Origin of the sequence: Sinorhizobium terangae (assembly GCF_009601505.1) — a bacterium.
Lineage (GTDB): Bacteria > Pseudomonadota > Alphaproteobacteria > Rhizobiales > Rhizobiaceae > Sinorhizobium > Sinorhizobium terangae.
This window is the reverse complement of the sequence record NZ_WITC01000004.1, coordinates 1-18,102: the sequence shown is the minus strand read 5'-3', so window position 1 is coordinate 18,102 and position 18,102 is coordinate 1. Positions and strand designations below refer to the sequence as shown.

Here is an 18,102-nt window from a genome sequence, read left to right as displayed (position 1 = left end):
CAGAATGGCGTTTTACGAATAGAAGGCGCCTTGGGAAGCGCCCCCCGGCTTGATCAGGACAGTTTGGCTTCGGCGGCCGCTACAACAGCGTCCGGCGTGATGCCGAAATGCTTGTAGAGGTCCTTGTAAGGACCGGAAGCGCCGAAGCTCGACATGCCGATGAACGTGCCATCGGTGCCGATGAAGTGATCCCACCCCTGCCGGATGCCGGCTTCGACGGCGATCTTAACCGGTGAATTGCCGATGATCGCCTGCTGGTAATCTTCGCTTTGCTCGGCAAAGAGCTCGAAGCAGGGAACAGACACGACGCGCGTCGAAACACCCTTGGCGGTGAGCGCCTGGCAGGCCTTGACGGCGATCTCGACTTCCGAGCCGGTGGCGAAGATCGTCACCTGGGCATCGCTGGCGGAGATAAGGTCATAGGCGCCGCGGGCGCAGAGGTTGTCTTCCTCATATTCCGTGCGCACCGCCATCAGGTTCTGGCGCGTCAGCGCAATGCCGGACGGACGGTTGTGGCTTTCGAGCGCGAGCTGCCAGCATTCGGCTGTTTCGGTTGCGTCGGCGGGACGGAACATCAAGAGGTTCGGAATGGCGCGCAGCGCAGCCATGTGCTCGACCGGCTGATGGGTCGGGCCGTCTTCGCCGAGACCGATGGAATCGTGGGTCAGCACGTGGATGACGCGGATGCCCATCAGCGCTGCGAGGCGGATCGACGGACGGCAATAATCCGAGAAGATCAGGAAGCCGCCGGAATAGGGGATGAGACCGCCGTGCAGCGCCATGCCGTTCATCGCCGCCGCCATGCCGTGTTCACGCACGCCATAGTGGATGTAGCGGCCGGAGAAGTTGTCCGGCGTGATCGAATGGGTCTGGCTGGTCTTGGTGTTGTTCGAGCCGGTGAGGTCGGCAGAGCCGCCGATCGTCTCGGCGAGAATGCCGTTGATGACTTCGAGCGCGTCCTCGGAGGCCTTGCGGGTCGCGGGCGACGGCTTGGTCTCGGCGAGCTTCTGCTTGTAGGCGCTGATTGCGGAGGCAAGGCTGCCTTCGAGCTCGCCGGCGAAGCGCCGGATGAACTGTGCCTTCTTCTCGGTCTCGGTCTTTTCGAGGCGCTCTTCCCAGTCTTTCCGCGTCTTCGTCGAGCGAAGGCCGGCGAGGCGCCAGGCGTCAAGCACGTCCGAGGGAACGGTGAAGGCCTCGGCCTCCCAGCCAAGCGCCTTGCGGGTGGCGGCGATTTCGTCGGCGCCGAGCGGCGAACCATGGACCTTGTGCGTGCCGGCCTTGTTTGGGGCGCCGAAACCAATGACGGTCTTGCAGGCGATCATCGTCGGCTTGTCGGACTTCTGGGCCTGCTCGATCGCAGCGGCAATCGCATCCGGATCATGGCCGTCGACTGCGATGGTGTTCCAGTTGCAGGCGCGGAAGCGCGCGTGCTGGTCGGTCGAATCCGCGATCGAGATCGGGCCGTCGATCGAGATGTTGTTGTCGTCCCAGAAGACGATCAGCTTGTTGAGCTTGAGATGGCCGGCGAGCGCGATCGCCTCCTGGCTGACGCCTTCCATCAGGCAGCCGTCGCCGGCGAGCACGTAGGTATAGTGCTCCATCAGGTCGCTGCCGAATTCGTCACGCAGCTTGCGTTCGGCGATCGCCATGCCGACCGAATTGGCAATGCCCTGGCCGAGCGGACCCGTGGTGGTCTCGATGCCGGCCGCATGGCCGTATTCCGGATGGCCGGCCGTGCGCGAACCAAGCTGGCGGAAGTTCTTGATCTCGTCGATGGTGATGTCCTCGTAGCCCGTGAGATAGAGCAGAGAGTAGAGCAGCATCGAGCCGTGGCCGGCCGAAAGCACGAAGCGGTCGCGGTTGGGCCAGGCCGGGTTCTTGGGGTCGAAATTCAGATACCGCGTGAAAAGGACGGTTGCGATATCGGCAGCGCCCATCGGGAGGCCTGGATGACCGGAATTTGCCTTCTCGACGGCGTCCATGGAAAGGAAGCGGATCGCATTTGCCATCCGATCGTGTTTTTCGCGAGAGATCATGACTGTTCCGTTTGAGTTCGGTGGTCAGGGACGGTCTCTATCCTCCAAGACCGTATGAGAAGCGGCAGACACATAGCAGGTGCACCGCGCGAGTCAATTGATACGAAATACTGGCCTTCCGCGACTAAATGGTGGCGTGCTTTTCGATATCGTTCTTGCGCTGCAGCATTGAGTGATGTTGCGCTTGCTAAGGAGCGATGATCCACAGCTTCCGACGCCGATTGCGGCCGAGGGCATTGTTGAGACTTGGGGAATGGGTTTAAAAAGAATCGAGGCGAAGCAGCGGACTGCGTCTGCCGATTCGGCTCTTCCGGAGCGCCGCGTTCCCGGAACGCGCAGAGAATTCTACGGCGCCCGCGCGTCCAGTCGGACGCGCCAAGGTCGCTGTAGCACTTTGGAATGCTGCATGATTTTGTCCTTAAGTCGATTTCGATTTAGGGGATCATGCAGTGGCAGGTTGACTTAGGGCGGGGCGGAAATCCGCTTCACACGTTTTCCTCATCCCGCTCCAGAGAGGTATCGGAGCATGCCGGCAAAGACGGTCAAAGCGGCGATCGAGGAGCTACGGAACGCGGTCCAGTCGCTTGAGGGCGCGATCGACGGTCGTTTCGACAAGGAAAGGGACTTGAGCGAATTCGAGGGCGAGGTGCGGCGGGTCAATACCGACCGGGCGCGGCTGGCACAGGAGCTCGACCAGTCCCAGTTCCGGGCCAACCGGCTGGAGGAAGTCAACCGCGAAGTTTCCCGTCGCCTGGTGACGGCAATGGAAACCATTCGAGCGGTGCTGGATCGTTGAGGTTTACGCGATGGCGCAGGTAACGGTGACGATCGACGGCAAGGCCTACCGCATGGCCTGCGAGGAAGGGCAGGAGGATCACCTCAGCGACCTCGCGGCGAGATTCGACCAATATGTGGCCCATCTCAAGGGACAGTTCGGAGAAATCGGCGATCTTCGGCTGACCGTGATGGCCGGCATCATGGTCATGGACGAATTGAGCGAGGTCAATCGCCGGCTGAAGAGCCTTGAAACGGAACTCGGCAATCTGAAGAGCGGCCGCGACGTTGCGTTGTCCGAACAGGCGAGGAGCGAGGAGGCACTGGCCTCGGCGCTCAGCGAAGTCACGGCCCAGATTCATAGCATCGCTGCCAAGCTCAATGGCCGCCCCGCTGTTCCGGCCAACTGATCGTCTTTAAAAGACCCCTCTGGCGAAAACGGAAAAGAGCCTCTATATCTGAGCGCGCGGTCTGCGCTTCCCGACAGGAACCACAATCCCCGGGGCCATACACGATCTCAAGGGAGCTGTCCCTGGCCGAACTCGTGGGTTCGGACATACGGCGCCCACCTACTTAGTAGGCACCCGGGATCGTAAACTATCCACCGGTCGTCGTGGATCGCACTTCTCCTTCTTGGCGGACCGCTATGGGCCCAAGAAAGCGCTGCGGATGGCGTCGGCCATGGCATCGATCGTCGGTGACCGATTTTCCAGCCTAGTGCGCAGCACGACATTCGACATGTCGATGATGCCGAACCCGTCATCCTCGGTCAGTTCGCGACAGCCGGGCGGTATGGCGCTGCGCGACAGCGGCGCGATCGCAAGACCGGAAACGACGGCCGCGATCAGACCGCCGCTCGTTCGGCTGACATAGGCGACGCGACTGCGTTTTCCACGCCTCTTCAGACTCTGCATCGCCAAGTCATCGCACCATCCGCCCGTGGCGTATGTGTATGTGGCTATCGGCAATGGCTGCCGCTCATGTGTGCAGTGCTGATCCGAGGTAACCCAGACAGTCGGATCCACCATGAGACTTCGTTCTTGGTGCGCCCGCCGGGCTCGAAAACGACCGCAATGTCGATCTCGCCTGCCTCGAGGGCCGTTCGGTTGGACATCGAGGTGCCCTGTTGCACCGTGACCTCCACGCCGGGGTGTATGGCGGCAAACGCACCCAACGCTCTTGGAAGCGTGGAGTTGATATACTCCTCGGGAATCCCGATCCTGACCGCGCCGTCGAGCGCGGGCTGGCGCATGGCCGCCGCGGTGTCGTCGAGGAGCGCCACGATGCGCCGCGCGTTGTCGATAAGGCGCCGGCCTTGCATCGTCAGCGCGACCCCGCGCGAATGCCGGTCGAAAAGCGTGTCGCCGAGCGCATCTTCAAGCTTCTTGATCTGCATGCTCACGGCTGACTGGGTGCGCCCGACGCTGTCGGCCGCCTTGGTCAGATTGCCGGTGTCGGCAACCGCAAGGAAGGTTCTCAGCAGGTCGCTGTCGAGCGGAAGGGACATCTTGCAGCCATCAGAAAATCTGATGACAGCTATGTTTGCAATTCGTTTGCCGGATGTCAACGGAGGGTGGAGAATTCAACAGTGTCGAGCGCCATCCGGAGTTCCGCTGATGAGTGTGCCATTCCTTGCCGGTTCCGCCGGCTCCTCCCTCGCCTTTCAACTACAGGGGCTGGTCGCGCGCTGGCGCGTGTGGCAGGCCGCGCAGGCTGCGCCGTATCCAGAGGCACCATGGCATAATCCGCGATTGCTCAATGACGCTGGTCTTCCGGGCGAGCCCGGCTGGTTAGCGGACCTCGACGCCACCCGCCTGGACCCGGCCTATCGTTCCCACTGGATGTTATGAAGCAGTTCGAGTCTTGCTGCGCGAAAGATGGCTTCCGCGAGATTGGTCGCCTGAAGCTTCCGCATCGCTTCATCGAGCGCGCTGTTGATGCGTTCCATCGGAATGTCGGTCTCACGCACCATGTCCTGCCTGGTCCTGCCGCAGGCGGCTAGTGTGAGGCAACGCAGTTCGAGGGGATCGAGTTGGTTCATCTTGTCTGCCCGCCCACTCTCGCCCGTTAAGGCCACAGTTCCGCATTCTCTGCGCGGATTAGATGATGCTAATTATCTGAAAACGCGAACTTATTTGCACGCCCAAGGTGACGCGTGAAAGCGGAACCGCGCGCAGTGATGAATGGAGCGCTAATGCTGTGCCGAAACGGGAAAGGCGCACGGGATTGTCGTGAGGTGTTGCAAAAGCGGCGGCGGCGTGGTTCCAGCTACGGAGCGCTTTGCGCTATGAAGGCGAAAACCCCGCAGGATAAGGTTGTCGGATGTCACCGAAAGATTTGAAGGCAGCGCTTAGAAAGGAACGCCTGGCTCTGCGTGATGAAATGCCGTTGGAGGTGCGCATCGAGGCGAGCCTGTCCATGGCCGAGCACGCCGGTGATGTCATCGCGCTCGATCCCGGCCATGTCGTTTCCGGTTTCTGGCCCATTCGCTCGGAAGCGGACATCCGTCCGCTGATGGTGCGGCTCAGGGACCGCGGCGCCCGGCTCTGCCTGCCGGTGATCCTGGACAAGAAAACCATCGTCTTCCGCGAACTTGTCGACGGCGTCGCGGTGGTCGAAACCGGGTTCGGCACCACCGGCCCCGGGCCGGACGCGCCCGAACTCGATCCCGACATCATGCTTGTGCCGCTTTCCGCCTTCGATTCGGCCGGGCACCGGATCGGTTACGGCGCCGGCTATTATGACCGCGCAATCGAACGATTGCGCCGCAAAGGGCATATGCCGCGACTGATCGGGATTGCATTCGACTGCCAGGAAGTGGCATCAGTGCCGGCTGAACCGCACGACGTCGCGCTGGACGCGGTGCTGACGGAGAGCGGCTTCCGGCATTTCAAACAGGATTGAACGGGTATGCGGCTTCTTTTTCTCGGGGACATGGTTGGCAAGACGGGCCGCACGGCGGTCTGGGAACGCCTCCCCGGATTGGTCGGGGACCTGAAGCTCGACTTCGTCATCGTCAACGGCGAGAACGCCGCAGGCGGCTTCGGCATCACCGAAGATATCTTCCTGGAAACGATCAATGCCGGTGCCGACGTGGTGACGACCGGCAACCATGTGTGGGACCAGAAGGAAGCGGTGGTCTTCTGCGAGAGGCACGACCAGTTCCTGCGCCCTGCGAACTATCCGGCCGGCACGCCGGGGCGTGGCTCCAATCTCTTCTTTGCCCGCAACGGGGCCCGCGTGCTGGTCGCCAACATCATGGGGCGGGTTTTCATGCATCCCGAGCTCGATGATCCCTTCAAGGCCGCCGAGACGATCCTCGACGCCTGTCCGCTCGGGGAGCAGGCCGACGCCATCGTCTTCGACTTCCATGCCGAGGCCACCAGCGAGAAGCAATGCTTCGGACACTTCGTCGATGGCCGCGCCAGCCTCGTGGTCGGAACCCACACTCACGTTCCGACCGCCGACCATCAGATCCTCAACGGCGGCACCGCCTATATCAGCGATGCAGGCATGTGCGGCGACTATGACTCGTCACTCGGCATGGACAAGGAAGAGCCGCTCAACCGGTTCATCTCAAAGATGCCGAAGGGCCGCTTCGAGGCGGCGTCCGGGCCCGCGACCCTTTGCGGCGTCGGCGTCGAGATTTCCGATCGCACCGGTCTTGCGGAGAAGATCGCGCCGCTCCGGCTCGGCCCGAGGCTCGACGAAACGATCCCTGAGTTCTGGTCGTAAACGGGGCGCAGCCGGCGCGAGCAAGCGCTTTTCCACCCTATTCTAGCACTTGCAGCCGGCTATCCCGTCCTGCGGTATCGTCTTCCGGGAATTGCGTTTTTTCAAGTGACAGCCCCGCCAAATGGTGGCAGGTTAGCGTCAAAATCAGAGCCGCACGGGATGCGGCCGCTGTTGCAAGTTTTCCATTTAATGCCGCCCGAATGCCTCCCGCTTCGGGTTTCAGTGTCGCCAGCCCGAACGTAAAATCCACGCCGGGCGATTTCGGCTTTCAACTGCTTTCGGAGGACGTGCATGTTGCGAAAGTGGCCGTTGCCCGCAATCTTCAGTGTTCCGTTCGTTCTTCTCGCCGCATCGCTTGCGGCTGCCCAGAACGCGCCGCCGGCGCCGACGGTGACCGTCGCCAAGCCGGTCGTGCGCGATGTGATCGACGCTGATGAATTCATCGGTCGCTTCGAGCCCGTCGACCAGGTCGCCGTCCGGTCCCGCGTCGGCGGTTATCTCGATGAGGTCTTCTTTACCGACGGGGCATTGGTGAAGAAAGGCGACAAACTTTTCGTCATCGACCAGCGACCGTTCCGCACCGCTCTCTCCCAGGCCGAAGCCTCTCTTGCGGCGGCGAGGTCGACACTTGAATTCGCGGAGAGCACGTTCAAGCGGACGGAGTCGCTCACCGGAAGCGGCACGCTCTCCGTGTCCAAGCTCGATGACGATCGCCGCGCGCTGCTTGCGGCGCAGGCGAATGTGCGCGGCTCGGAGGCAGCCGTCGAGCGGGCCAAGCTCGACCTCGAGTACACGACGATCACAGCGCCGCTGAGCGGTCGCGTCGATCGACGCCTGATCTCGCCGGGTAACCTCGTCCAGGCCGATCAGACGGTGTTGACGACCATCGTTTCGCTCGACCCGATCGACTTCTATTTCGATGTCGATGAGCGTCGCGTGCTTTCCTACGCCCGCACTGCCCGGGAGCGGGGCAGTGCGCTACAGGAGGGCGGTGGGGCGCTCAGCGTATTGGTGACGATCGCCGACGCCACCGAACGACCGTTCGAAGGCAAGCTCGACTTCTCGGAAAACAGGGTGGACAACCAAACAGGCACGATGCGCCTGCGCGCCCGGTTCGCGAACCCGAACTTCATCCTCCAGCCGGGCCTCTTTGGGCGTGTGGAGGTGGAAGGCTCAAACACCTACAAGGCGATCCTTGTTCCTGATGAGGCGATCGCCGCCGACCAGAACGAACGCGTCGTCTACGAGGTCGGCCAGGATGGCAGCGTCGTGACCAAGCCCGTGCGTCTCGGACCGCGGCTGCATGGCTATCGGGTCATCCGCAGCGGCATGACCGGCGACGAGACGATTATCGTCAACGGTCTCATGCGCGTCAGGCCGGGCGCGAAGGTGAAGCCGGAGCTCGTCGTGCTGCCGCAGGAAGCGGCGCAAGCGGCGGAGAGCGCCCAATGAGGTTCGCCCATTTCTTTGTCGACAGGCCGATCTTCGCCTCGGTGCTTTCGATCGTGCTGCTGATCGTCGGCGGCATCGCCTATTCCCAGCTTCCGGTGGCGCAATATCCGGAAATCGCGCCGCCCACCATCGTCGTACGCGCCTCCTATCCGGGCGCGGATGCCGAGACCGTTGCCAACACCGTCGCCACCCCGCTCGAGCAGGAGATCAACGGCGTCGAGAACATGCTCTACATGTCCTCCTATTCGACCGCGGACGGCTCGATGGCGCTGACGATCACCTTCAAGCTTGGCACGAATCTCGACCAGGCTCAGGTGCTGGTGCAGAACCGCGTTTCAGTAGCCGAGCCCCGGCTGCCCGAGGAGGTCCGGCGCATCGGCGTCACGACGACGAAGAGCTCGCCGGATCTGATGATGGTCGTTCATCTGTTGTCGCCGAACGACCGCTACGACCAGCTCTATGTCTCGAACTACGCCCGTACGCGCATCCGCGACCTTCTCGTCAGGCTGGACGGCGTCGGCGACGTTACCTTGTTCGGCGAGCGCGAATATGCGCTGCGTGTGTGGCTCGATCCGCAGAAGCTCTCCGCCTATGGCATGACCTCCGGCGATGTCGTCGAGGCGCTGCGCGAGCAGAACGTCCAGGTTTCGGGTGGTTCCATCGGCGGGCCGCCTATGTCGGGCGACACCGCCTTCCAGTACACGGTTACGACCGACGGGCGTTTCAGCGACCCGCGGCAGTTCCGCTACGTGATTGTCAAGGCCACGGAAGACGGCAGGCTCGTGCAGTTGCAGGACGTCGCCCGCGTCGAGCTTGGCGCCCGCGAATATGTCACCAACAGCTACCTGAATGGCAAGCCCGCCGTTGCGCTCGGCATCTTCTCGCGCCCCGGTACCAATGCGCTCGCGGCGGCGGAAGCGATCCAGGCCACGATGGCTGAGCTTTCGAAGGATTTTCCGGAGGGGCTGGAATACCGGATCATCTACAACCCGACGGAGTTCATCTCGGAATCGATCAATGAAGTGTACAAGACGATCGGTGAGGCTGCGATCCTCGTGGCCTTGGTGGTGATCGTTTTCCTGCAATCCTGGCGCACGGCGATCATTCCGATCGTCGCCATCCCGGTCTCGCTGATCGGCACCTTCGGGCTGCTTTTTGCCTTCGGCTTTTCGCTGAACATGCTGACCCTATTCGGGCTCGTGCTTGCGATCGGCATCGTCGTCGACGACGCGATCGTCGTCGTCGAGAACGTCGAGCGCAATCTCGCGCTAGGCATGACGCCGAGAGAGGCGGCGCATGTGACGATGGACGAGGTGGGTGCGGCGGTCATTGCGATTTCGCTCGTCTTGACAGCGGTATTCGTGCCGACCGCCTTCATTCCGGGTATCTCTGGCCAGTTCTATCTGCAGTTCGCCGTGACGATCGCAGTAGCGACGGTGATCTCCGCGATCAATTCGCTGACGCTCTCGCCGGCGCTCGCGGCCGTTCTGTTGCGCCCGCACGAGAACCATGAGCGTGAGAGCCGCAATCCGGTCACACGTGTCGGTCGGGCGTTCGCCAACGGCTTCAACCGCGGCTTCGATCGCATGGCTGACGGCTATGGCTGGGTGGTACGCCATCTCGTCAAGACACGGTTGGCGATTGGCGCCTCGCTCGTCGTCTTCGCCGGTCTTCTCGGGGCCACCTGGTACATGGCGCAGATCGTGCCGCGCGGCTTCATCCCGACGATGGACCAGGGCTATGCCATCGTCGTCATCCAGCTTCCCGATGGTGCTTCGCTCGAACGGACCGACGCGGTCGTGCAGCGGGCATCGGAGATGATCAGGAAGGTGCCAGGCGTCAGGGACGCCGTCGCCTTTGCCGGTTTCAGTGGCGCGACCTTCACAAATGCATCCAACGCCGGCGTCATCTTCACGCCGTTCGACAGTTTCGAGGAGCGGCTCAAGAACGGGCAAAGCGCCACCCAGATCATCGGCCAGATCTTCGGCACGATGCAGAGCATCCAGGAGGCCTTCATCATCGCTATTCCGCCGCCGTCCGTGCGCGGCATCGGCAATGCCGGTGGCTTCAAGATGCAGGTCATGGATCGTCAGAGCGCCGACATGCGCCGCGCCCTCGGGCTTGCCCGCCAGATGATGGGCATGGCCAGCCAGACGGAGGGGCTGACCGGGGTCTTCACCACCTTCTCGGCGTCGAGCCCGCAATTCTTCCTGGCGATCGACCGAGACAAGGCACGGGCACTGAACGTGCCGATCCCGAATATCTTCGAAACGCTCTCGATCAATCTCGGCACATCCTACGTCAACGATTTCAACGCATTCGGTCGTGTCTACCAGGTTCGCGCCCAGGCCGACCAGAAATACCGGGTAGAACGGGACGACATCCTCGCCCTGAAGGTTCGTTCCGCATCGGGTGCGCTGGTACCGCTCGGAACGCTCGTCGAAATCCGCGACACCAGCGGGCCTTCGCTTGTCCAGCGCTACAACATGTATGTTTCCGTGCCGCTCCAAGGCAATCCGGCGCCTGGCGTCGCGACCGGCACCGCGCTTGACAAGATGGAGGCACTCGCTGCCCAGGTCCTGCCGCAGGGTACAACCTTCGAGTGGACCGAGCTTGCTTTCCAGGAGCGCCAGACCGGCAACACGGCCGTCTTCATCTTTACGCTCTCGGTGATCTTCGTCTTTCTCGCGCTCGCGGCGCAATATGAAAGCTGGGTGCTGCCGTTGGCGATCATCCTGATCGTGCCGCTTTCCGTTCTGGCTGCCCTTCTCGGTGTTGCCATCCGGGGGTTCGACAACAACGTGCTCACGCAGATCGGTCTTGTCGTGCTGATCGGCCTTGCCGCCAAGAACGCCATCCTGATCGTCGAATTTGCCAGACAAGGTGAGGAGGAAGGCAAAACGCCGGTGGAGGCAGCGATCGACGCAAGCCGGCTGAGGCTGCGGCCGATCCTGATGACCGCCTTCGCCTTCATCCTCGGCGTCGTGCCGCTGGTGATCGCAACGGGTCCGGGCGCCGAAATGCGCCAGTCGCTCGGTACGGCGGTCTTTTCCGGGATGCTGGGCGTGACCCTCCTCGGATTGTTCCTGACGCCTGTCTTCTATGTGACGCTGCGCTCGCTTGGCCGGAAACGGGTGAAAGCCGTCGAGGAAGCACCGGGCGCACCGGCTGAGTGAGTGCGTCTTGCCGATCCTGCGCCAGGGTATTGGACCTGAATACGCTTTCAGTGCCCTCGTTCGACAAATGCGGACAATGACGCGATTGTGAGCGCCGGCGCCAGTTTGGCGCTGGACGGGCCTGCGGCCTTGAATGATCCTGCCACGCGCCAGATCACGATGACTTTAGATCTTATCGACCTGAAGTCATCGTGATCGATTCTAAGGAGTTAGAGCGGGATGCGGGCGGAAAACCGCGTACACTTTTCCTCATCCCGCCCTAAAACGCGTGTGAGAGGTGAAGGATGCTGCTCCGATACCTTGCCTACACTCTGGCTGCCATCTGGCTGATCCATACGTTCTGGCCCGAACATGCGCATGCGCAGCAGCCTTCACCGCCGGTGAGCCAATGCCAGGCGATAGCCGAAGCCACGCCAAAGGCGACATTCGCCAGCTTCACGGTTCCGGGGACAATGCCGGCGAGTGCGGCCGACAGCGAAGTCAATATAACCTACCTCGGCCACTCGACGTTCCTGATCGAAACGCCAGGCGGAATTTCGATCGCCACCGACTACAACGGCTGGTTCCGGCCCCCTGCACCGCCGACTGTGGTCACGATGAACAAGGCCCATTCCAGCCACTATACTTTGACGCCGGACCCCGCCATCCAGCACGTCCTGCATGGCTGGGGCGATAATGGCAAGCCGGCCGACCATGATCTCGTCGTTGGCGACGCCTATATCCGCAATGTCACGACGGACATACGTTCCGGCTACGGAGGCATGGAGCACAACGGCAATTCGATCTTTATCTTCGAGGTTGCCGGCCTCTGCATCGGCCATCTCGGCCACCTGCATTACGAACTCGACGACAGCCATTACCGCCAGATCGGCCGGCTCGACGTGCTGATGGTCCCGGTCGATGGCGGCCTGACGATGGGCGCCGAGAGCATGAGCCGCGTCGTATCCCGTCTGCGCGCCGCGCTGATCCTGCCAATGCACCGGCCGCCGTTGATCAACGACTTTCTGGCGATGTTCGGCGACGACTACGACAAGAGCTTTGCCACGGAGTCAAGCGTGAAGGTGTCGCTGCGCTCCCTGCCGAGCAAGCCCCTGATCTATGTTCTCCTCGGCGGTTGAGCTGCCCACCGCGGCGATCCGCGCTCTGACGGCGGCGGATTTCCGCGCATTGAAAACACGCGGCCCTGCTGGACGGGGCCCGGCAATGAAACTATAAGGCGCCCCATCTCAATAAATTCATGCATGCAGAGGGCGCCATGGCTGGCCATTCACAGTTCAAGAACATCATGCACCGCAAGGGCCGTCAGGATGCGGTGCGCTCGAAAATGTTTTCCAAGCTCGCGCGCGAAATCACCGTCGCGGCAAAGTCGGGCATGCCTGACCCGGCGATGAACCCGCGCCTCAGGCTGGCGATCCAGAACGCCAAGGCGCAGTCGATGCCGAAGGACAACATCGAGCGGGCGATTAAGAAGGCGTCGGGCGGCGATGCGGAGAACTATGAGGAAGTCCGTTACGAGGGCTACGGCCCGGGCGGCGTCGCCGTCATCGTCGAGGCGCTGACCGACAATCGCAACCGCACCGCCTCCAATGTCCGCTCGACCTTCACCAAAGCCGGCGGCGCACTTGGCGAGACCGGCTCGGTTTCATTCTCCTTCGATCGCGTCGGCGAAATCACCTACAAGCTTTCCGCCGGCGATGCAGACAAGGTCATGGAAGCGGCGATCGAAGCGGGCGCCGACGATGTGACGACGGACGAAGACGGTCACACGATCATTTGCAGCTTCGAGAATATCGGCGAGGTGTCGAAGGCCCTCGAAGAGGTTCTTGGCGAGGCGGAAACCGTCAAGGCGATCTGGAAGGCGCAGAACACCGTGCCGGTGGACGAGGAAAAGGCGCAGTCGCTGATGAAGCTGATCGATAACCTCGAAGACGACGATGACGTTCAGAACGTCTATTCGAACTTCGAAGTTTCCGATGAGGTTCTTGCCAGGCTTTCGGCCTAAGTTTTCTTTTGATCTGACGAAAACGACCCGCGCTCCGAGTGGAACGCGGGTTTTTTGTTTCAGCATGGCTTCGCTGCCGACGAAACCTTTGCTCACTCTGCGGCCGCAAGATCCCCCTGCGCCTCGCCAAACAGCTTCAAGGAATGCAGCCGCGCCTCCATGTCGAAGATCGGCATGGAAATGATCAGCTCGTCGGCCCTGGTCTGCTCAAGGAAGGTCTGAATTTTCCTGCGAATCGTCTCGGGACTACCGACGACCGCGTAGGTCATGGCGTGATCGACGAAGATCTTTTCGTCGTCGCTCCAGAGCCCATCCATGGATTTGACCGGCGGCGGAAAGCGGCCGCGCGCGTTGCGGCGGAGTGCCACGAAGGACTGCTGCATGGAGGTGAAGAGGTAATTTGCCTCCTCGTCGGTATCGGCGGCGACGCCCATCACGCCGACCATCACGTGCGGTTTTTCGAGACCGGCCGATGGCGTGAAGCGCTCGCGGTAGATTTCGAGAGCGGTGAGCAGCATGTCGGGGGCGAAATGCGAGGCGAAAGCGAAGGGGAGGCCGAGCATGCCGGCAAGGTGAGCGCTGAAGTGGCTGGAACCGAGCAGCCAGATCGGCACATTGGTATCGGCGCCGGGGACGGCGATGATCCTCTGGTCTTCGGTGACGGGGCCGAGCAGCGCCTGGAGCTCCACGACATCATTCGGAAAATTGTTGGCGCTCGCCTCCATGTTGCGGCGGAGCGCCTGTGCCGTCCTCATGTCGGTGCCGGGCGCACGACCGAGGCCAAGGTCGATGCGGCCCGGATAGAGCGCGGCGAGCGTGCCGAATTGCTCGGCGATGACGAGGGGCGAATGATTGGGCAGCATGATTCCGCCCGAGCCGACGCGGATCGATCGTGTCGCCGCCGCCACGTGGGAGATGACCAGCGAGGTCGCCGCGCTCGCAATTCCCTTCATTCCGTGATGTTCGGCCAGCCAGAAGCGCTTGTAACCGTTCTCCTCGGCGGCGATCGCCAGCCGACGCGAGTTTTCGAGCGACTGGGCGACGCTGCCGCCCTCGGTAATCGGCGACAGGTCGAGAATGGAGAAGGGAATCATGGCGAGGCCTTCAATTAAGAGAAATTGATCGATCGCAATGTAGGTTCAAGTTTCTTAAAGCCAATAGTGCGCAAGCCTTTTTCACGACACCGCCGGGCATTCCTGTGTAATGTTTTTGTTTTGTTCACTTTTTGCTGGCAGCGTTAGGCTGACCGACATAGGGTGAGGCATGCAGAATACGATTCGCATCATCGGCATCGATCCGGGCCTTCGGCGCACCGGCTGGGGCATTATCGAGACGCTGGGTAACTCGTTGCGTTTCGTGGCCTCAGGCACGGTGATTTCGGATGGCGAGATGGATCTTGCGTCACGTCTCTGCCAATTGCACGACGGGCTTGCCGATGTCGTCCACAGCTACCAGCCGCACGAAGCCGCCGTCGAGCAGACCTTCGTCAACAAGGACGCGACAGCGACGCTGAAGCTCGGCCAGGCACGAGGGATTGCCATGCTGGTTCCGGCGCGTGCCGGTCTCAGAGTAGCGGAATATGCGCCGAATGCGGTGAAGAAGGCGGTGATCGGCGTCGGCCATGGCGAGAAGCAGCAGATCCACATGATGCTGAAAGTGCTGATGCCGAAGGTTCAGTTCAAGGGCAACGATGCCGCCGACGCGCTCGCCATCGCCATCTGCCATGCGCACAACCGGCAGGCGGTGACGAGTCGCCTTGCGGCGCTTGCGGGGTAGTCGTGGAAGGGACGGTTGCGATGGGTCACCCCCTCTGGCCTGCCGGCCATCTCCCCACAAGGGGGGGAGAGTACGTGCCGCTTACCCCTCGCTTCGACCGAAACAGGTCAGCAAGCGGAAAGCTCCGGTGGAGGCACGGATGGTGCCGCATCTGGTCTCCCCCTTGTGGGGGAGATGGCCGGCAGGCCAGAGGGGGTAGGATGGATGATGACCTACCAGGGAATCTTCAGGTTCAGGGACGCAGAGAGACGGAAGCCAGATGATCGGTAAGCTCAAGGGCACCATAGACGAGATTGGCGAAGATCACGTGATTCTGGACGTCCACGGAGTCGGATACGTCGCCCATTGTTCGGTGCGGACACTGGCAAAGCTCGGGCGGGCCGGGGAGGCAGCGGTCCTCTTCATCGAGACCTATGTGCGTGAAGATCAATTGAAGCTCTTCGGCTTCATGAGTGCGCTGGAGCGCGAGTGGTTCCGGCTGCTTCAGAGCGTTCAGGGCGTGGGCTCCAAGGTCGCATTGGCCGTGCTTTCGACGTTGACGCCCGGCGAGCTGGCCAACGCCATAGCCTTGCAGGACAAAACGTCGATTTCCCGAGCACCGGGTGTCGGGCCAAAAGTGGCCGTTCGTATCGTCACCGAACTCAGGAACAAGGCTCCGGCTTTTGCCGGCGAGATGACCCCGTCGATCGGCCTGAAGCAGGAACTCGGCGAAGGCGTTGCGCCGGCGCCGGTTTCCGATGCGGTCTCGGCGCTCACCAATCTCGGCTATTCGCGCGATCAGGCGGCAAACGCTGTCGCGGCTGCATTGAAGAATGGGGGAGAGGACGCCGACAGCGCCAAACTCATCCGCCTGGGCCTGAAGGAACTCTCCCGGTGAATGGCAGGCCTTTCTGCAGCCACAATGACATCGGAGTACATGGATCGCGAGCCGACCTTGCTGGATCGGCTGCCGCGCTCCCGGTATGGTTGAGCGTCGCAGCCGTCGGGACGGCCGGCTTTGCCGTCAGCTTTCCCATGACCGCGGTTCAGCCCGAATGGATGTTTTGAGATGAGTGAAGCCGCACGCCTGATTGCGCCGGAGAAGCGGGGCGAGGATCTTGACGCGACCCTGCGTCCGCAATCGCTCGACGAATTCACCGGACAGGCGGAAGCGCGCGCCAATCTCAAGATCTTCATCGAGGCCGCGCGCAATCGTGGCGAGGCGCTCGACCACGTGCTTTTCGTCGGCCCTCCGGGGCTCGGCAAAACGACGCTTGCCCAGATCATGGCAAAGGAGCTCGGCGTCAATTTTCGCTCGACGTCCGGACCGGTGATCGCCAAGGCCGGTGACCTTGCGGCGCTGCTCACCAATCTCGAAGAACGCGACGTGCTGTTCATCGACGAAATCCACCGTCTGAACCCCGCGGTCGAGGAAATCCTCTATCCGGCGATGGAGGATTTCCAGCTCGACCTCATCATCGGCGAGGGACCGGCGGCACGCTCTGTGAAGATCGACCTGTCGAAGTTCACGCTGGTGGCGGCAACGACGCGCCTCGGCCTCCTGACGACGCCGTTGCGCGACCGCTTCGGTATTCCGGTTCGTCTCAATTTTTACACGGTCGAGGAGCTGGAGCTGATCGTCCGGCGTGGCGCTCGGCTGATGGGCCTCGGCATGACCGACGAAGGGGCGCGCGAAATTGCTCGCCGCGCCCGCGGCACGCCGCGCATCGCCGGCCGGCTCCTGCGCCGGGTGCGTGACTTCGCCGAAGTGGCGCGGGTCGAGGCGGTGACGCGGGAGCTTGCCGACGAGGCGCTGACGCGGTTGCTGGTCGACAATATGGGGCTCGACCAGCTTGACCGTCGCTATCTGACCATGATTGCCCAGAATTTCGGTGGCGGTCCGGTGGGCATTGACACGATTGCGGCGGGTCTTTCGGAACCGCGCGATGCGATCGAGGATATTATTGAACCCTATCTGATCCAGCAGGGCTTCATACAGCGCACGCCACGCGGCCGGGTGCTGACGGCGAACGCCTGGAAACATCTCGGGCTCAACCCGCCGAAGGATATCGAGGCGACGCAATTCCGCCTGACGCTCGAGGACGAATGAGGATGATCACCCGTCGCGATTTCATGAAATTCATCGGCGGCAGTTTCACGAGCTTTGCGGCGCTCGGCAGCTATGCCTTTGCCTTCGAGCCGTTGGCCCGGCTCAACGTGACCCGTTACGCGCTGACGCCGACCGGCTGGACGCCCGGGTTGAAGCTGCGCATCGTGGCACTCGCCGACATCCATGCCTGCGAACCCTGGATGTCCGCGAGCCGCATCGCCTCGATCTGTCGGCAGGCGAACGATCTCGGTGGCGACATTACTGTGTTGCTCGGCGACTATGCGGCCGGCATGAACTTCGTGACCCGCTACGTTCATTCCAGCGAGTGGTCCAAGGCGCTGGCGACGCTGTCGGCGCCGCTCGGCGTTCATGCCATCATGGGCAATCACGACTGGTGGGAAGACAAGACCGCGCAGAGAAATGGCAGCGGACCGACCTTCGGACACAGGGCGCTCCAGGACGTCGGCATCAAGGTCTACAGCAACCAGGCGGTCCGGCTGGAGAAGGATGGTCAGGGCTTCTGGCTGGCAGGCCTCGAGGACCAGCGCGCCTTGATTGCGGGTAAGAAGTGGAAACGCAAACACATGCAGGGGCTCGATGATCTCGACGGCACGCTTGCGCAAGTCAGCGACACCGCTCCGGCCATCCTGCTGGCGCATGAGCCGGACATTTTTCCCCGCGTGCCGTCGCGTGTGGCGCTGACGTTGTCGGGCCATACCCATGGCGGCCAGGTACGGTTTCTCGGCCACGCTCCGATGGTGCCGTCGAGCTACGGCGACCGCTATGCCTACGGACACGTGATCGAGGATGATCGCCACCTGATCGTCTCCGGCGGCCTCGGTTGCTCGCTCGCGCCGATCCGTTTCGGCGTGCCGCCGGAGATTGTTGTTGTCGACATAGGGTAGGTGGCGTCCGCGTTTCTCGATTGGGTTCGCCCCTCATCTGGCTGCCGCCGCTTTCTCCCCGGAGGCGGGCGAAGGGACTCGCGGGCCAACCCTCTCATCCTACAGCGTCGTGCGTCCTTTGGGACGCACAAAGGACGCTGTAACTCTTTGATTCCAC

17 protein-coding genes and 1 other RNA gene are annotated in these 18,102 nt (G+C 62.2%); 13 read left to right on the top strand and 5 right to left on the bottom strand.

The features are described from left to right. Nucleotides 1–53: 53 nt before the first annotated feature. A complete protein-coding gene (gene tkt / locus GHK62_RS00435) occupies nucleotides 54–2,036 on the bottom strand; it encodes a transketolase (protein WP_153436405.1) in 1,983 nt (660 codons plus the stop codon). Nucleotides 2,037–2,562: 526 nt separating this feature from the next. Here tkt and GHK62_RS00430 point away from each other — a divergent pair. The 3 genes from GHK62_RS00430 (at nucleotide 2,563) to ssrS (ending at nucleotide 3,434) form a co-directional block, all read left to right on the top strand. Then, nucleotides 2,563–2,832, top strand: coding sequence for a DUF4164 domain-containing protein (locus GHK62_RS00430; RefSeq protein WP_136508101.1), 270 nt, complete (start codon nucleotides 2,563–2,565; stop codon nucleotides 2,830–2,832). Nucleotides 2,833–2,842: 10 nt separating this feature from the next. Then, entirely contained in the window at nucleotides 2,843–3,220 is a 378-nt protein-coding gene (locus GHK62_RS00425; RefSeq protein ID WP_153436404.1) for a cell division protein ZapA, read from the top strand. Between the two features lie 55 nt (nucleotides 3,221–3,275). Next, nucleotides 3,276–3,434, top strand: a non-coding RNA gene (ssrS, locus tag GHK62_RS00420) — 6S RNA. Nucleotides 3,435–3,454: 20 nt separating this feature from the next. On the opposite strand, the gene GHK62_RS34035 is transcribed toward ssrS, so the two are convergent. The 3 genes from GHK62_RS34035 to GHK62_RS00410 all read right to left on the bottom strand — a co-directional run bounded on the left by GHK62_RS34035 (nucleotide 3,455) and on the right by GHK62_RS00410 (nucleotide 4,851). Then, nucleotides 3,455–3,724, bottom strand: coding sequence for a type 2 periplasmic-binding domain-containing protein (locus GHK62_RS34035; protein WP_234886730.1), 270 nt, complete (start codon nucleotides 3,722–3,724; stop codon nucleotides 3,455–3,457). A 44-nt stretch (nucleotides 3,725–3,768) separates the two neighbouring features. Then, nucleotides 3,769–4,317, bottom strand: a complete 549-nt coding sequence (locus tag GHK62_RS34030; protein WP_234886729.1) for a LysR family transcriptional regulator — start codon at nucleotides 4,315–4,317, stop codon at nucleotides 3,769–3,771. A 318-nt stretch (nucleotides 4,318–4,635) separates the two neighbouring features. After that, nucleotides 4,636–4,851, bottom strand: a complete 216-nt coding sequence (locus GHK62_RS00410; RefSeq protein ID WP_153436403.1) for a helix-turn-helix domain-containing protein — start codon at nucleotides 4,849–4,851, stop codon at nucleotides 4,636–4,638. A gap of 281 nt (nucleotides 4,852–5,132) precedes the next feature. Here GHK62_RS00410 and GHK62_RS33815 point away from each other — a divergent pair, with 281 nt between their 5' ends. From GHK62_RS33815 to GHK62_RS00380, 6 genes are all read left to right on the top strand, one after another. After that, nucleotides 5,133–5,714, top strand: a complete 582-nt coding sequence (locus GHK62_RS33815) for a 5-formyltetrahydrofolate cyclo-ligase (protein ID WP_153436402.1) — start codon at nucleotides 5,133–5,135, stop codon at nucleotides 5,712–5,714. Nucleotides 5,715–5,720: 6 nt separating this feature from the next. Next, a complete protein-coding gene (locus GHK62_RS33810; protein WP_153436401.1) occupies nucleotides 5,721–6,545 on the top strand; it encodes a TIGR00282 family metallophosphoesterase in 825 nt (274 codons plus the stop codon). Between the two features lie 291 nt (nucleotides 6,546–6,836). Continuing rightward, nucleotides 6,837–7,997 carry an efflux RND transporter periplasmic adaptor subunit gene (locus tag GHK62_RS00395; protein ID WP_153436400.1) on the top strand — a complete coding sequence of 387 codons (1,161 nt, stop codon included), beginning with the start codon at nucleotides 6,837–6,839 and terminating at the stop codon, nucleotides 7,995–7,997. After that, complete coding sequence (locus tag GHK62_RS00390; RefSeq protein WP_153436399.1) at nucleotides 7,994–11,173, top strand: efflux RND transporter permease subunit; 3,180 nt, start codon at nucleotides 7,994–7,996, stop codon at nucleotides 11,171–11,173. Before GHK62_RS00395 ends, GHK62_RS00390 begins: the two co-directional genes overlap by 4 nt. A 284-nt stretch (nucleotides 11,174–11,457) precedes the next feature. Continuing rightward, the gene (locus GHK62_RS00385; protein ID WP_153436398.1) at nucleotides 11,458–12,291 is read left to right on the top strand and encodes an MBL fold metallo-hydrolase; all 834 of its coding nucleotides are present in this window, start codon (nucleotides 11,458–11,460) and stop codon (nucleotides 12,289–12,291) included. A 137-nt stretch (nucleotides 12,292–12,428) separates the two neighbouring features. After that, nucleotides 12,429–13,175 (top strand): YebC/PmpR family DNA-binding transcriptional regulator, encoded by a 747-nt coding sequence (locus GHK62_RS00380; protein WP_153436397.1) that lies wholly within the window; start codon nucleotides 12,429–12,431, stop codon nucleotides 13,173–13,175. 92 nt (nucleotides 13,176–13,267) lie between these two features. Here GHK62_RS00380 and GHK62_RS00375 read toward each other — a convergent pair whose 3' ends face one another. Continuing rightward, a complete protein-coding gene (locus tag GHK62_RS00375) occupies nucleotides 13,268–14,269 on the bottom strand; it encodes an LLM class flavin-dependent oxidoreductase (protein ID WP_153436396.1) in 1,002 nt (333 codons plus the stop codon). Nucleotides 14,270–14,438: 169 nt separating this feature from the next. Between GHK62_RS00375 and ruvC the strand changes: the two genes are divergently transcribed. The 4 genes from ruvC to GHK62_RS00355 all read left to right on the top strand — a co-directional run bounded on the left by ruvC (nucleotide 14,439) and on the right by GHK62_RS00355 (nucleotide 17,945). Beyond that, nucleotides 14,439–14,951: a crossover junction endodeoxyribonuclease RuvC gene (gene ruvC / locus GHK62_RS00370; RefSeq protein WP_153436395.1), complete on the top strand. Its 513-nt coding sequence runs from the start codon at nucleotides 14,439–14,441 to the stop codon at nucleotides 14,949–14,951. Nucleotides 14,952–15,210: 259 nt separating this feature from the next. Further along, nucleotides 15,211–15,828, top strand: a complete 618-nt coding sequence (ruvA, locus tag GHK62_RS00365; RefSeq protein ID WP_153436394.1) for a Holliday junction branch migration protein RuvA — start codon at nucleotides 15,211–15,213, stop codon at nucleotides 15,826–15,828. Nucleotides 15,829–15,999: 171 nt separating this feature from the next. After that, nucleotides 16,000–17,040, top strand: a complete 1,041-nt coding sequence (gene ruvB, locus GHK62_RS00360; protein ID WP_153436393.1) for a Holliday junction branch migration DNA helicase RuvB — start codon at nucleotides 16,000–16,002, stop codon at nucleotides 17,038–17,040. A 2-nt stretch (nucleotides 17,041–17,042) separates the two neighbouring features. Then, nucleotides 17,043–17,945 (top strand): metallophosphoesterase, encoded by a 903-nt coding sequence (locus GHK62_RS00355; protein ID WP_153436392.1) that lies wholly within the window; start codon nucleotides 17,043–17,045, stop codon nucleotides 17,943–17,945. The last annotated feature ends 157 nt before the right edge of the window (nucleotides 17,946–18,102 follow it).